The following is a 12,495-nucleotide window of genomic DNA, read 5'->3' as shown; positions in this document are numbered from 1 at the left end:
TTAAAATGAACAGAGTGGAAAGTGGAATTCTCCGCCCCCATCAAGCCACGATATCCGTCCTGCAGAAGTTGCTCGACCTCTGTGTCATCTGTGTCGGCATGGAGATTGTTCTCACGGCCAATACAGCACAATGGGATTACTCAGCCGTCATCGCCACGTTGTTTGCGCTCGTTATCTTCTATCTGCTGAGTGATTTCGGACAGCTCTACACCTCGTGGCGCGGCGAGCGCATCCGCGAGGAGCTGCGCAAGGTAGCGGGGATTTGGGCGGTCAGCTTTGCCGGCGTAGCTGTCGCAGATTATTTAATACCGGAAATTACCCTGCTCGACGGCTCTGGCCAGCTTCAATGGTTTTCCCTGGTAGCTGTCGGGCTTTGCAGTTATCGCATCTTGTTGCGCACAGCGCTGCATACGCTTCGCCGCCGCGGCTTCAATATCCGCTCTGTAGCCATTGTCGGGGCGGGCACCCTGGGCCAGCGCCTGGCAACCAATATAGCCAGCGCTCCCTGGATGGGACTGGAGCTCGTAGGGTTCTATGACGATATGCGCCATGAACCGGTCAGCTTGGGTAATGGCAAGGTAAGACTTCCCATCTCGGGCGATTTGAAGGATCTGGTCGAGCGTGCTCGCACTGGCGGCCTGGATCGCATCTATATCGCCCTGCCAATGCGCAGCGAGGCACGCATCAAATGGCTGGTGGAGCAATTGAGCGACACCACCGTTTCGGTCTGCATCGTTCCCGATGTATTCGTGTTTGATCTGCTCCACGCCAGTACCCAGAACATCGATGGCATCCCTACCATCAGCATCTTCGACAGCCCCATGGTGGGCGCCAGTGCGCTGGTAAAGCGTCTGGAAGACATCGTTCTTTCCTCTCTGATCCTCTGCCTGATCGCCCTGCCCATGCTGTTCATCTCCGTGGCTATAAAGTTAACCTCCCCCGGGCCTGTGTTCTTCCGCCAGAAGCGCTACGGCATCGACGGTCGGCCGATCGAGGTATGGAAGTTCCGCAGCATGCGCGTGATGGAGAACGGAGCAACTGTCACCCAGGCGACTCGCAATGACAGTCGCATCACGCCGCTGGGCGCGTTCCTGCGCCGTACATCGCTGGATGAGTTGCCGCAGTTCATCAACGTGTTCATGGGCGACATGTCGATCGTCGGCCCGCGTCCGCACGCCATCGCGCACAACGAGGAATACCGGGGCCAGATCAGCAGCTACATGCTGCGCCACAAGGTAAAGCCGGGCATCACCGGGTGGGCGCAAGTCAATGGCTGGCGTGGCGAGACCGATACCCTAGAGAAAATGCAGAAACGCGTCGAGTTCGACCTGGCCTACATCAATAACTGGTCCCTGTGGTGGGACCTGAAGATCGTCTTCCTGACTCTGTTCAAGGGCTTCGTGCACCAGAACGCGTACTGAGCGAACCACTCCTCCGTTAGCGAATTCCCTGTCGATAACTGTTCGTCTTTTCCTACATCCCCAAAGCCTCCCGATTGCTACCTTGCGCAGCCTCCTGGCCAGCCCCCTGTGCCATCAAGAACAGGCGCCCTGCGCCTTTTAATCACTACTCCTATGTAGCCTCCCCATGATCCGTCCGTTGTCGTTTGCGATCCTGTCCGCCCTCGCACTTCAGGGGTGCATGTTCTCCCCTGGCCAGAACCTGGATACAGGAAGGCTGATGCAGGAGGATTCGGCCGAGTCGAGCCGCGTCCAACTGGTGCAAATCACACCCAAGCTGCTCGCCGTCGAGGCCGCGACGCAGCAGCAGAGTTTAGTTCCCCAGGAACTGATCGGTTATCGTCCGGAGAGCTACCGTATTGGCCCCGGCGACTTGCTGTACATCACCGTGTGGGACCACCCGGAGCTGACGACTCCCGCCGGCCAACAGCAGCAACTGGACGCCAACGGTCGTCTGGTACGCCCCGACGGAACCCTGTTCTATCCCTACATCGGCCAGATCAAGGTCGGCGGCCGCACCATCGAGGCCGTACGCGGGACCATTACCAGCGCCCTGGCCGCCTACGTCGAGCAGCCACAGGTGGATATCGCCGTCATGCGTTACGGCAGCCAGCGCGTCGTGCTCAATGGCGCCTTCCTGAAGACGGGTCCGCAAGCCATCACCGCCACGCCCCTGTCGCTGATGGAGGCCATCGGCAGCGCCGAATTGGACACCACCAACGCGGATCTTTCCGGCCTCACGCTCAAGCGCGACAACCAGGTCTACCGCCTGGACCTGGATGCCCTGAACACTGCCCAGGATTCCGACCTGTACAGCCTGTACCTGAAGGATGGCGACCGCATCTACCTGCCCTACAACGATCGCAAGAAGGTCTACCTGATGGGCGAGGTCAACGCGCCGCGCGCGCTGACCTTCAAGACTCGCGAGATGAACCTGGCCGATGCGCTGGGCAGCGTAGGCGGCCTGAACCAGACCACCGCGAACGGCAAGGCGGTCTACGTCATACGTGGCGTGGAGAACCTGGAGACCGAGCGCGCCAAGGTCTTCCAGCTTGACGCCAACTCGCCCACAGCCTTCATCCTCGCCCAGCAGTTCCAGCTCAAGCCGCAGGACGTCGTCTATGTCGGCCCGGCCGGCGTGACCCGCTGGAACCGCCTCATCAGCCAATTGGTTCCGTCCGCCGGCATTCTCGGCACCAGCTCTTCCATCCAGCACAACCTGAACAACAACTGAGCCATCACCATGATCGCCATTCGCCTCGCGGGGCTGGCCGCGCTCAGCCTGTTGCTTTGCGCCTGCAACCCGCTGATGCGGGCGTCACTCGATACCCTGGGCAACAGTGTCAGATCCCCTGCGTCGCTGGAGCTGACCCGAGCCCAGGTCAACGCCCTGCCCTATTACCAGATCGAGGTCACCAGCGAATATGGCTCGGCAGTCATGGCGCTGGTGCGCGTTCAGGGCAACGTGCAGTACTGGCGAACGTCGTCGAATCAACTGTTGCTGTTGCAGGATGGGTTGGTCGTTCGCAGCCTTGGTTTCCCGAACGACCTCCTGGGCACACGGCTGCCAGCGGATTCGCCTTTCCGCAGCGGGCTGCAGCACATCGGCGAGGAGCAGGCCAGCCAACGCTGGGTCGACCTCAGCCCGGGCTACCAGATGGACATTCCACTCAGCGGCAGTCTTCGGCGGGGCGAGCTCGAAACCGTGCGCATCCTGGATCAGGATTACTCGCTGTTGCGCATCGATGAGCGCCTGAGCGCGCCCATCAAGGGTATGACCTCAACCAACAACTATTGGGTCGACCCCAGTGACGGCTTCGTCATGCAGAGCCGCCAGCACGTCACACCCAGCCTGACGGTCACCATCATCCAATTGCGGCCGTTGCGGGGGCAGCCATGAAGAAGGTCCGGCTTGCCTTGCTCGCAGCCAGCATCGCTGCGTGCGCAGTAACCCATGCCACTACCCGCATCGAAGTGCTCGGCGAACTTCCATCCCCAGGGCCACGTGAGATTCAGGAAGGCCTGCGCCTGGGCGAATTGCTGCAACACGAGCGGATCGATCCGCAAAGCTACTGGCTGGGTGCCTCCTGGCAGCGCCAGAGCCTGCAACAGCAGCAGCGCCGGCTGAAGGGCGGCATCCTGTTCGACCTGATCCAGGTGCAACGCCTCGCCTCGCTGCAGGAGAACACCAGCCTGGCGTCCACAGCCAAACGCCTCAGCGAGCGGGTGGCCGAGCTGCCCGTCACAGGCCGCCGGCTGTACCGGCTGGACCCGCTGGAAGTCGAATTGAATGCGGCGCACTCGCCGAGACTGCTGGGCGGCGACCGGCTGATTTTCCCCGCGCGGCCGAGTACCGTGCGTATCACCGGTGCGGTATCGATGGACTGCACGCTTCCGTTCGTGCCGCTGCAGCCAGCCTATCGCTATGCGCAGGACTGCCCGACCCTGGCCGACGCGGACCCGGATTATCTCTTCGTGATCCAGCCCGACGGCAAGGTCACGCCACTGGGTGTCGCCCTGTGGAACCGCGAGGATAACGCCGAGCCACCAGCCCCCGGCGCCGTATTGCTGGTGCCGCTGGACGCTTCGCAACTCAAGGACAACGCCCCTGATCTGAATCGCGAACTGGCCGACTTCCTCGCCACCCAACCCCTGCCAGCGGAGTCGCCGTGATGCGTCGCCACAGCCTTTACCTGCTGCTGGCCGGTGCCAGCCTGGCGGGTGCCGATCCGCGCTACACCCAGAACGATTTCGGCGGCGTAGGCCTGCTGCAGACCCCGACTGCGCGCATGGCGCCGGCAGGTGAGATCAGCGTCAACGCCAACCGCACCGATCCGTACTCGCGCTACAGCTTTTCGCTGCAACCCTTCGACTGGATGGAGGGGACCTTCCGCTATACCTCCATCAGCAACCGCAAGTACGGTCCTGATGATCTCAGCGGTGACCAGAGCTACAAGGACAAGGCCTTCGACGTCAAATTCCGATTGGTGCAGGAAGACCGCTGGACGCCGGAAATAGCCATGGGTGGCCGGGATATTGGCGGTACCGGGCTATTCTCCAGTGAATATCTGGTCGGCAACAAGCGCGTCGGCAACCTTGACTTCAGCCTGGGCGTTGCCTGGGGATACATCGGTAATCGAGGCGACTGGAGCAATCCGCTGGGCTGGGTCGATAACCGCTTCAACACTCGGCCGAGATCCGAAGGTACAGGCGAGTTCAGTTCCAACAGCTACTTCCGCGGCCGCCCCTCTCCGTTCGGCGGCATCAATTGGCAAACGCCGTGGCAGCCCCTGTCGATCAAGCTTGAGTACGACGGCAACGATTACCAGCATGAGCCACAGAACAACAACCAGAAGCAAAGCTCTCCCTTCAACATCGGCGTGGTGTACAAGGCCAGCGACGCGATAGATCTTCAGGCGGCCTTCGAGCGCGGCAATACCGCCATGTTCGGCATCACCGTGCACACCAACTTCGCTACGCGCCAGGCCCCCGCCAAGATTTCTGACCCTGCCCCCGAGCCACTGGCGGAGCCCAAAGGCCAGCCGCAAGGTACAACCGATTGGGCCGATGTCTCGCGCCGTCTCGACGAAAATGCCGGCTACAAGGTCGAACGTATCGCCCAGAAGGACCATGAGCTCGTGGTCTATGGCGAACAGACCCGCTACCTCTATCCGCCCGAAGCTGTCGGCCGCGCCTCGCGCATTCTCGACAACAGCGCGGATGACGATGTCCAGTGGTTCACCGTCATCGATACCCGTTACGGGCAACCCGTGGTCGAAACCAGTGTGCCGCGCAAGGTATTCCGCGATGTCGCAACGCAGGAACGCCCACTGGAAGACCTGCGCCGCACGACTGAACAGAACACGCCGCTGCCGCAACAGGAAGAAGTGGTCTATCAACAGCAGCCCGAGGCGTTCGGCTACAACATCGGCCTGGGCTACAACCAGAGCATCGGCGGGCCGGATAACTTCCTGCTTTACCAGTTCACCGCCGACCTCGACAGCGAATACCGCTTTACCCCGAGCCTGTGGGCGAACGGCCTGCTCAGCGCCAACCTGCTCAACAACTACGACAACTTCAAGTACGACGCCCCCAGCGGCCTGCCGCGGGTCCGTACGGACATCCGCCAGTACATGACCACCTCCGGCGTCGTGCTGCCGACTTTCCAGTTGAACAAGACCGCACGGCTCGACCAAGACCTCTACGGCATGGTCTACGGTGGTTACCTGGAGAGCATGTACGCCGGCATCGGCGGCGAGCTGCTGTATCGCCCCATGAACCAGGACTGGGCCGTAGGTGCCAATCTGGACCTGGTCCGCCAACGCGATTTTGATCAGCACTTCGGCTTGCGCGACTACCAGACTGCGACGGGCTTTGTCACGCTCTACTGGCAAACCGGCTTCGAAGACATCCTCGCCCAGGTCAGCGCTGGTCGTTACCTGGCTCGCGACTGGGGCAGCACGCTCGATCTCTCTCGGCAGTTCCGCAACGGCGTGCGTTTTGGCGCCTGGGTCACCCTCACCACGGCCAACAAGGAAGCCTACGGCGAAGGCAGTTTCGACAAGGGCATCTACGTATCGATTCCGTTCGACGAACTGATGAGCAGCTCCACCATGCGCCGGGCCAATCTTTCCTGGGACCCGCTGACTCGCGACGGTGGCGCCCGCCTCAACCACTACTACTCGCTCTACGACCTAACCGAAGGCCGCGACCCGGTGATGTTCCAGAACCTGTTCGGACGCATCGTGAAATAACTCGAAGCTCTCCCGGATCATGGCGCGGAAACCAAAGTCACCCACAATGGTCTGAGGCGCCCTGGATCCAAGGAGAGTTACCTTATGAAAATCCTACCCCTGCTACTGACGACCGGCCTGCTCGCCGCGTGCAGCTCCACTCCCTCCGGTGACAAGGCGTCGCTGGACGGCGAAGTTTTCTACCTGCAGCGCATTGCTCTACCGCCAACTGCCCAGGTCACCGTCAGTCTGCAGGACGTTTCTTTGGCCGACGCGCCCGTCACCGAGCTGGCCCGGCAGCAACTGGACTCCGGGCGGCAGGTGCCACTGGCGTTCCACCTCGACTACGAGCGCAACCAGGTCAAGCCGGGCCACAGCTACGCCGTCAGTGCGCGCATCGAGGACAACGGCCGCCTGCTGTTCATCACCACCGAGCGACACAGCGTCAAACTCGACGGTAGCGACCCGCAACCACTACGAGTCCGCGTTGACCCTGTGCGCTGATTCACCGCGCCGCCGGATTTTCCCCGGCGGCCTTCCTCCGTTAATCTCCCTCCTCCATTCTCCACCGCGGGGCCGCCCGGCCGCCGTGTTTCGCCCAAGGAAGTATCGATGCTGCGATTCCCCGTTCTGCTGGCCGGCGCCCTGCTGTCGTTCAATGCCTTCGCCCTGTCCCTTTCCGACCTCAGCCAAAGCGACGCCACCGGCGGCCTGAAGGATGCGCTGACCCAGGGTGCACAGGTGGCCGTGAAACAGCTCAGCCAACCCGGCGGCTTCAGCAACGACCCGGCCGTGCGCATCGAGCTGCCCGGCAAACTGGGCAAGGCCGCCAAGACCATGAAGCAGTTCGGCATGGGCGCCCAGGTTGACCAGCTCGAAGCGAGCATGAACAAGGCCGCTGAGGCCGCCATGCCGCAGGCCCAGGCGCTGCTGGTGGATGCGGTGAAGAAAATGAGCGTGACCGATGCCAAGGGCATTCTTCAGGGTGGCGAGCACTCGGCGACGGACTACCTGAACCGCAGCAGCCGCGAGCAACTGCGCGCCAAGTTCCTGCCGATCATCAAGCAGGCCACCGACCAGGTCGGCGTCGCCAAGCAGTACAACGCCTTCGCCAGCCAGGCCGCGGCCTTCGGCGTGGTGGACGCGAAGAGCGCGAACATCGAGAACTATGTGACCGAAGAAGCGCTGGATGGTCTGTTCAAGATGATTGCGCAGCAGGAAAAGAGCATCCGCCAGAACCCGGCTTCCGCCGCTACCGGCCTGGCGAAGAAGGTATTCGGGGTGCTTTGATCTCCCCCGAACGAGAAAGGAAAAAGCCCGGCATTCGCCGGGCTTTTTCATGGGCCAGAGCCTTGGGATCAGGCTTCCTTCTTCACCCTGAACCACGCCGCATAGAGCGCCGGCAGGAACAGCAGCGTCAGCGCCGTGGCGACGATCAGGCCGCCCATGATCGCCACCGCCATCGGCCCGAAGAACACGCTGCGCGACAGCGGGATCATTGCCAGTACGGCGGCCAGGGCGGTCAGCACGATGGGGCGGAACCGCCGTACCGTGGCTTCGATGATCGCGTGCCAGGTATCCATGCCATGGGCGCGATCCTGCTCGATCTGGTCCACGAGGATCACCGAGTTGCGCATGATCATCCCCGCCAGGGCGATGGTGCCGAGCATGGCGACGAAGCCGAAGGGCTTCTGGAACGCCAGCAGGAACAGGGTCACGCCGATCAGGCCCAGCGGCGCGGTGAGGAACACCATGATCATCCGCGAGAAGCTGCGCAGCTGGATCATCAGCAGGCTGAGGACCACCACGATGAATAGCGGTACGCCGGCGTTCACCGAGTTTTGGCCCTTGGCCGAATCTTCCACGGTACCGCCGACTTCCAGCAGGAAGCCGTCGGGCAGCTCGGCGCGGATCGGGTCCAGCGTCGGCGAGATCTGCTTCACCAGCGTTGCCGGCAGCGAGTCGTCGTAGATGTCGGCACGCACAGTCACAGTCGGTAGGCGGTTGCGCCGCCAGATGATGCCTTCCTCGAAGCCATATTCCAGGGTCGCGACCTGCGACAGTGCCACGCTGCGGCCGCTGCTGGTCTGCATCGACAGGCTGGGCAATTGCGAGAGGTCATGCCGGCCGCGCTCGTCGCCGCGCAGGAGGATCTCGATCAGCTCGTTGTCCTCGCGGTAGTAGCTGACGGTGGAGCCGGTCAGCGAGCTCTGCAGGAACTGCGAGATGTCCGAAGTACTCACGCCCAGGGCACGGGCGCGCTCCTGGTCGATGTCGAGGAAGATCGCCTTGCTCGGTTCTTCCCAGTCCAGGTGCACGTTCACCACATGGGGGTTCTCGCGCATCTTCTCGGCGACCTTGCGTGCCAACTCGCGGACTTCCGGGATGTGCTCGCCGGAGACGCGGAACTGCACCGGGTAGCCGACCGGCGGGCCGTTCTCCAGGCGGCTGATACGAGTACGCAGGGTCGGGAAGTCCTCGTTCATGTGCTTGATCAGCCACTGGCGGATTTCCTCGCGCGACTCCAGGCTCTTCGCCAGGACCACGAACTGCGCGAAGCTCGCCGCCGGCAGTTGCTGGTCCAGCGGCAGGTAGAAGCGCGGCGAGCCGGTGCCAACGTAAGCCACGTAATTGTCGATGCCCGGGTGCTCGGCGAGCATCTTCTCCAGGCGATTGACCTGCTCGGTGGTGGCGGTGAGCGAATCGCCCTCGGCCAGCTTGAGGTCCACCAGCAACTCCAGGCGCGCCGATGGCGGGAAGAACTGCTGCGGCACCAGGCGGAACAGCATGATCGAGCCGATGAAGGCCGCCACGGTCAGCAGGATCACCGTCTTGCGGTAGCGCACGCACCATTCCACCACGCGGCGGAAGCGCTGATAGAAGGCAGTGGAATACGGATCGTGGCCTTTGTCGGTGCCGCCGTGTTTTTCCGCGTGACGCTTGGCAAGGTCGGGCAGAAGTTTCTCGCCCAGGTAGGGCACGAAGACCACGGCGGCGATCCACGACACCAGCAACGCGATGGTCACCACCTGGAACAGCGAGCGAGTGTACTCGCCGGTGCCCGATTGCGCGGTGGCGATGGGCAGGAAACCGGCAGCGGTCACCAGCGTGCCGGTGAGCATCGGGAAGGCCGTACTGGTCCAGGCGTAACTCGCCGCCTTGAGCCGGTCGTAGCCCTGCTCCATCTTCACCGCCATCATTTCCACGGCGATGATCGCGTCGTCCACCAACAAGCCCAGCGCCAGCACCAGCGCGCCGAGGGAAATCTTGTGCAGGCCGATGCCGAAGTAGTACATGCAGGCGAAGGTCATCGCCAGCACCAGCGGGATCGACAGCGCCACTACCAGGCCAGTGCGCAGGCCGAGGGAGAAGAAGCTCACCAGCAGCACGATGATCAGCGCCTCGGCCAGCACACGGACGAACTCGCCGACGCCTTCGCGCACCGCTGCCGGCTGGTCGGACACCTTGCGCAGCTCCATGCCTGCCGGCAGCGTCTGCTGCAGGCGTTCGAATTCCGCGTCAAGCTTCTTGCCCAGCACCAGGATGTCGCCGCCGTCCTTCATGGCCACGGCGATACCAATGGCGTCCTCGCCCATGAAGCGCATGCGCGGCGCGGGCGGGTCGTTGAAACCGCGGTGCACCTCGGCCACATCGCCGATACGGAAGGTGCGATCACCGACACGGATCGGGAAGGAGCGGATGTCCTCCACCGAGTCGAAGCGACCGGACACGCGCAGTTGCACCCGGTCAGTGGCCGTCTCGAAGAAGCCGGTGGCAGTGACCGCGTTCTGTTCTTCCAGCGCCTTCTGCACCGCCGCCAACGGGAGGCCGAGGGTGGCGAGCTTGGTGTTGGACAGGTCGATCCAGATTTTCTCGTCCTGCAGGCCGACCAGTTCGACCTTGCCGACGTCCTTGATGCGCTGCAACTGCAGCTGCAGGCGGTCGGCGTAGTCCTTGAGCACCGCGTAGTCGAAGCCCTTGCCCGACAACGCGTAGATGTTGCCGAAGGTGGTGCCGAACTCGTCGTTGAAGAACGGCCCCTGGATGCCCTGCGGAAGGGTGTAGCGAATGTCGTTGACCTTCTTGCGGATCTGGTACCAGAGCTCGGGGATATCGCGGGAGTGGAAGTCCTCGCGGGCGACGAAGGTCACCTGGGATTCACCGGGCCGCGAGAAGGAAATGATGCGGTCGAAGTCGCCGGTCTCCATCAGCTTCTTCTCGATGCGCTCGGTGACCTGGCGCGAGACTTCCTCGGCGGTCGCGCCCGGCCAGTTGGTCTTCACCACCATGGCCTTGAAGGTGAATGGCGGGTCTTCGCTCTGCCCGAGCTTGGTGTAGGACAGCGCACCGACTATGCCCAGCAGCAGCATGAGGTACAGGACGATGGAGCGGTTCTGCAGCGCCCAGGCGGAAAGGTTGAATTGCATCGGGCGTTACTCCTTCGCCACCAGCTTGATCGATCGGTTCTCCCGGTCGACAGGCCGTACCTCCTGCCCTTCACGCAGCACCTGGACACCGGCTGCGACCACCCAGTCGCCATCCTTCAAGCCTTCGAGCACCGGCACGCGGTCTTCGGCGTAGGGACCGACGCGCACCGGGCGACGGTGCAAGGTGGAAGTCTTCGGATCGACCACCCAGACAAATGGCTGGCCTGCCTCCGAGGTCAGCGCGGCCAGTGGCACCGCCAGCGGCACGGCGCCCTCGGCATGGACGTAGACGCGGGCGCTCTGGCCCAGTTCGGCGGGCACTTTCGGATCGTCGAAGGCAACGCGCGCTGCAAAGGTGCGCGATTGCGGATCGGCCGCCGGCGACAGTTCACGAATCTTGCCGCTGAAGCGCTTGTCACGCTGCGACCAGAGCTCGACGCTCACCGCCTCACCAACGCGGAAGCGCTCGAAGGCATGTTCGGGGAAGCTGATCAGTACTTCGCGGTCGCCATCGGCGGCCAGGGTGAAGACGGTCTGCCCGGCGGCGACCACCTGCCCCACCTCTACACGGCGCGTGGCGATCACGCCGTCCTGGGGCGAGCGCAACACCGCGTAGCCAGCCTGGTTGCTGGCCACGTCGTATTCGGCGCGAATCTGCTTCACGCGCGCTTCGCCGGCGCGGTAGGTGTTCTCGATGTTGTCGAACTGCGACTGGCTGACCAGCTGGCGCTCCAGCAGGGTCTTGTAGCGGGTGTATTCGGAGCGGACGGTCTGCAGGTTGGCTTCGGCAGCCGCCACCTGGGCACGGGTGGCTTCGAGCTGCAGACGAACGTCTTCGGGATCGAGTTCCGCCAGCGGCTGGTCCTTCTTCACCCGTTCGCCGGTTTCCACCAGGCGCTTGCTGACTTTGCCACCGATGCGGAACGCCAACTCCGGCTCGTGGCGGGCATGGACTTCGCCGGGATAGGCTTCGGTGACGTCACGCGCCGGCAGCGGCTGCACCACGATGGCCGGACGCACGGCGGGCTTGGGAGGCTCGCCATTACCGCAGGCAGAAAGGGACAGAATGAAGGCAGCAGGCAGCGCGACAGACAGAGCATGGCGGAACATGATGTGTGACCCTTTCGCAAAACGCGGTTGGAATTCTTATACTCCCCGGTATAGTAAAAATACAGAACCCATCAGTCCAGTATTAGAAATGTAAAATCATGTCGCCATCGAACTCATCGAACGGACCGGGTCGCCCCAAGGATCCCGCCAAGCGCCAAGCCATTCTCGAGGCCGCCAAGGAGCTCTTCGTCCGCCATGGCTACGACGGCAGCAGCATGGAGGCCATCGCCGCCGAGGCCGGGGTGTCCAAGCTCACCGTGTACAGCCACTTCACGGACAAGGAGACGCTGTTCGTCGAAGCCGTGCAGGCCAAGTGTGCGGAGAACCTGCCAGAGCTGTTTGCTGAGCCATCGGCCGATGCGCCGCTGGAAAGCCTGCTGCTGAACCTGGCGCGCGGCTTCAATCAGTTGATCAACAGCCCGGAAGCCATTGCGCTGAGCCGGCTGATGATTGCCCAGGGCGGGCAGAACCCGCATCTGTCACAGCTGTTCTTCGACGCCGGCCCGCAACGCGTGCTGGACCAGATGGAGCGCCTGCTGGAGCAGGCTCGCCAGCAGGGAAAACTGGCGATGGACAGCCCGCGCCGGGCCGCCGAGCACTTCCTGATGCTGGTGCAGGGCTGCGTGCACTTCCGCCTGATGATCGGTTGCGTGGAGCCGCCGACCGAGGAGGAGTCCGAGGCTCACGCGCAGGAAGTGGTGGCGCTGTTCCTCAAGGCCTTCAGGCCCTGACTCGCGCCGGAGTGCCTAGAGAAGAAGCGAGCTT

The 12,495-nt window shown here is 63.0% G+C and carries 10 protein-coding genes; 8 read left to right on the top strand and 2 right to left on the bottom strand.

The window, feature by feature from the left end:
- The first annotated feature begins 5 nt into the window (after positions 1 to 5).
- The 7 genes from LDJ84_RS08320 (at position 6) to LDJ84_RS08290 (ending at position 7,483) form a co-directional block, all read left to right on the top strand.
- Positions 6 to 1,421, top strand: a complete 1,416-nt coding sequence (locus LDJ84_RS08320; protein ID WP_024766724.1) for an undecaprenyl-phosphate glucose phosphotransferase — start codon at positions 6 to 8, stop codon at positions 1,419 to 1,421.
- Positions 1,422 to 1,587: 166 nt separating this feature from the next.
- Positions 1,588 to 2,694: a polysaccharide biosynthesis/export family protein gene (locus LDJ84_RS08315; protein WP_037007649.1), complete on the top strand. Its 1,107-nt coding sequence runs from the start codon at positions 1,588 to 1,590 to the stop codon at positions 2,692 to 2,694.
- A 9-nt stretch (positions 2,695 to 2,703) separates the two neighbouring features.
- The gene (locus LDJ84_RS08310; RefSeq protein WP_226046184.1) at positions 2,704 to 3,360 is read left to right on the top strand and encodes a YjbF family lipoprotein; all 657 of its coding nucleotides are present in this window, start codon (positions 2,704 to 2,706) and stop codon (positions 3,358 to 3,360) included.
- Complete coding sequence (locus LDJ84_RS08305) at positions 3,357 to 4,133, top strand: capsule biosynthesis GfcC family protein (RefSeq protein WP_226046183.1); 777 nt, start codon at positions 3,357 to 3,359, stop codon at positions 4,131 to 4,133. Before LDJ84_RS08310 ends, LDJ84_RS08305 begins: the two co-directional genes overlap by 4 nt.
- Positions 4,133 to 6,214 carry a YjbH domain-containing protein gene (locus LDJ84_RS08300; protein WP_226046182.1) on the top strand — a complete coding sequence of 694 codons (2,082 nt, stop codon included), beginning with the start codon at positions 4,133 to 4,135 and terminating at the stop codon, positions 6,212 to 6,214. Before LDJ84_RS08305 ends, LDJ84_RS08300 begins: the two co-directional genes overlap by 1 nt.
- Positions 6,215 to 6,298: 84 nt before the next feature.
- Positions 6,299 to 6,697 carry a YbaY family lipoprotein gene (locus tag LDJ84_RS08295; RefSeq protein ID WP_226046181.1) on the top strand — a complete coding sequence of 133 codons (399 nt, stop codon included), beginning with the start codon at positions 6,299 to 6,301 and terminating at the stop codon, positions 6,695 to 6,697.
- A 108-nt stretch (positions 6,698 to 6,805) separates the two neighbouring features.
- Complete coding sequence (locus tag LDJ84_RS08290; protein ID WP_024765652.1) at positions 6,806 to 7,483, top strand: DUF4197 domain-containing protein; 678 nt, start codon at positions 6,806 to 6,808, stop codon at positions 7,481 to 7,483.
- Positions 7,484 to 7,551: 68 nt separating this feature from the next.
- Here the strand turns inward: LDJ84_RS08290 and LDJ84_RS08285 are convergent, their stop codons facing one another.
- Together LDJ84_RS08285 and LDJ84_RS08280 are read right to left on the bottom strand one after the other, a co-directional pair.
- The gene (locus LDJ84_RS08285) at positions 7,552 to 10,620 is read right to left on the bottom strand and encodes an efflux RND transporter permease subunit (protein ID WP_084358853.1); all 3,069 of its coding nucleotides are present in this window, start codon (positions 10,618 to 10,620) and stop codon (positions 7,552 to 7,554) included.
- 6 nt (positions 10,621 to 10,626) lie between these two features.
- Positions 10,627 to 11,730 carry an efflux RND transporter periplasmic adaptor subunit gene (locus LDJ84_RS08280; RefSeq protein ID WP_038803394.1) on the bottom strand — a complete coding sequence of 368 codons (1,104 nt, stop codon included), beginning with the start codon at positions 11,728 to 11,730 and terminating at the stop codon, positions 10,627 to 10,629.
- Between the two features lie 98 nt (positions 11,731 to 11,828).
- Between LDJ84_RS08280 and LDJ84_RS08275 the strand changes: the two genes are divergently transcribed.
- The gene (locus tag LDJ84_RS08275) at positions 11,829 to 12,461 is read left to right on the top strand and encodes a TetR/AcrR family transcriptional regulator (protein ID WP_037009583.1); all 633 of its coding nucleotides are present in this window, start codon (positions 11,829 to 11,831) and stop codon (positions 12,459 to 12,461) included.
- Positions 12,462 to 12,495: the final 34 nt, after the last annotated feature.

The organism is Pseudomonas sp. HS-18 (assembly GCF_020401845.1).
Taxonomy (GTDB): Bacteria; Pseudomonadota; Gammaproteobacteria; order Pseudomonadales; family Pseudomonadaceae; genus Pseudomonas; species Pseudomonas nitroreducens.
The sequence above is the reverse complement of the archived record's forward strand: the minus strand, read 5'-3'. Positions and strand labels throughout refer to the sequence as shown.

Excerpts from the sequence above, each read along its gene's own strand:
- LDJ84_RS08320 (WP_024766724.1), top strand. The coding sequence starts at position 6 with ATGAACAGAGTGGAAAGTGGAATTCTCCGCCCCCATCAAGCCACGATA.
- LDJ84_RS08310 (WP_226046184.1), top strand. The coding sequence starts at position 2,704 with ATGATCGCCATTCGCCTCGCGGGGCTGGCCGCGCTCAGCCTGTTGCTT.
- LDJ84_RS08305 (WP_226046183.1), top strand. The coding sequence starts at position 3,357 with ATGAAGAAGGTCCGGCTTGCCTTGCTCGCAGCCAGCATCGCTGCGTGC.
- LDJ84_RS08295 (WP_226046181.1), top strand. The coding sequence starts at position 6,299 with ATGAAAATCCTACCCCTGCTACTGACGACCGGCCTGCTCGCCGCGTGC.
- LDJ84_RS08280 (WP_038803394.1), bottom strand. The coding sequence starts at position 11,730 with ATGTTCCGCCATGCTCTGTCTGTCGCGCTGCCTGCTGCCTTCATTCTG.
- LDJ84_RS08285 (WP_084358853.1), bottom strand. The coding sequence starts at position 10,620 with ATGCAATTCAACCTTTCCGCCTGGGCGCTGCAGAACCGCTCCATCGTC.
- LDJ84_RS08275 (WP_037009583.1), top strand. The coding sequence starts at position 11,829 with ATGTCGCCATCGAACTCATCGAACGGACCGGGTCGCCCCAAGGATCCC.
- LDJ84_RS08290 (WP_024765652.1), top strand. The coding sequence starts at position 6,806 with ATGCTGCGATTCCCCGTTCTGCTGGCCGGCGCCCTGCTGTCGTTCAAT.
- LDJ84_RS08300 (WP_226046182.1), top strand. The coding sequence starts at position 4,133 with ATGCGTCGCCACAGCCTTTACCTGCTGCTGGCCGGTGCCAGCCTGGCG.
- LDJ84_RS08315 (WP_037007649.1), top strand. The coding sequence starts at position 1,588 with ATGATCCGTCCGTTGTCGTTTGCGATCCTGTCCGCCCTCGCACTTCAG.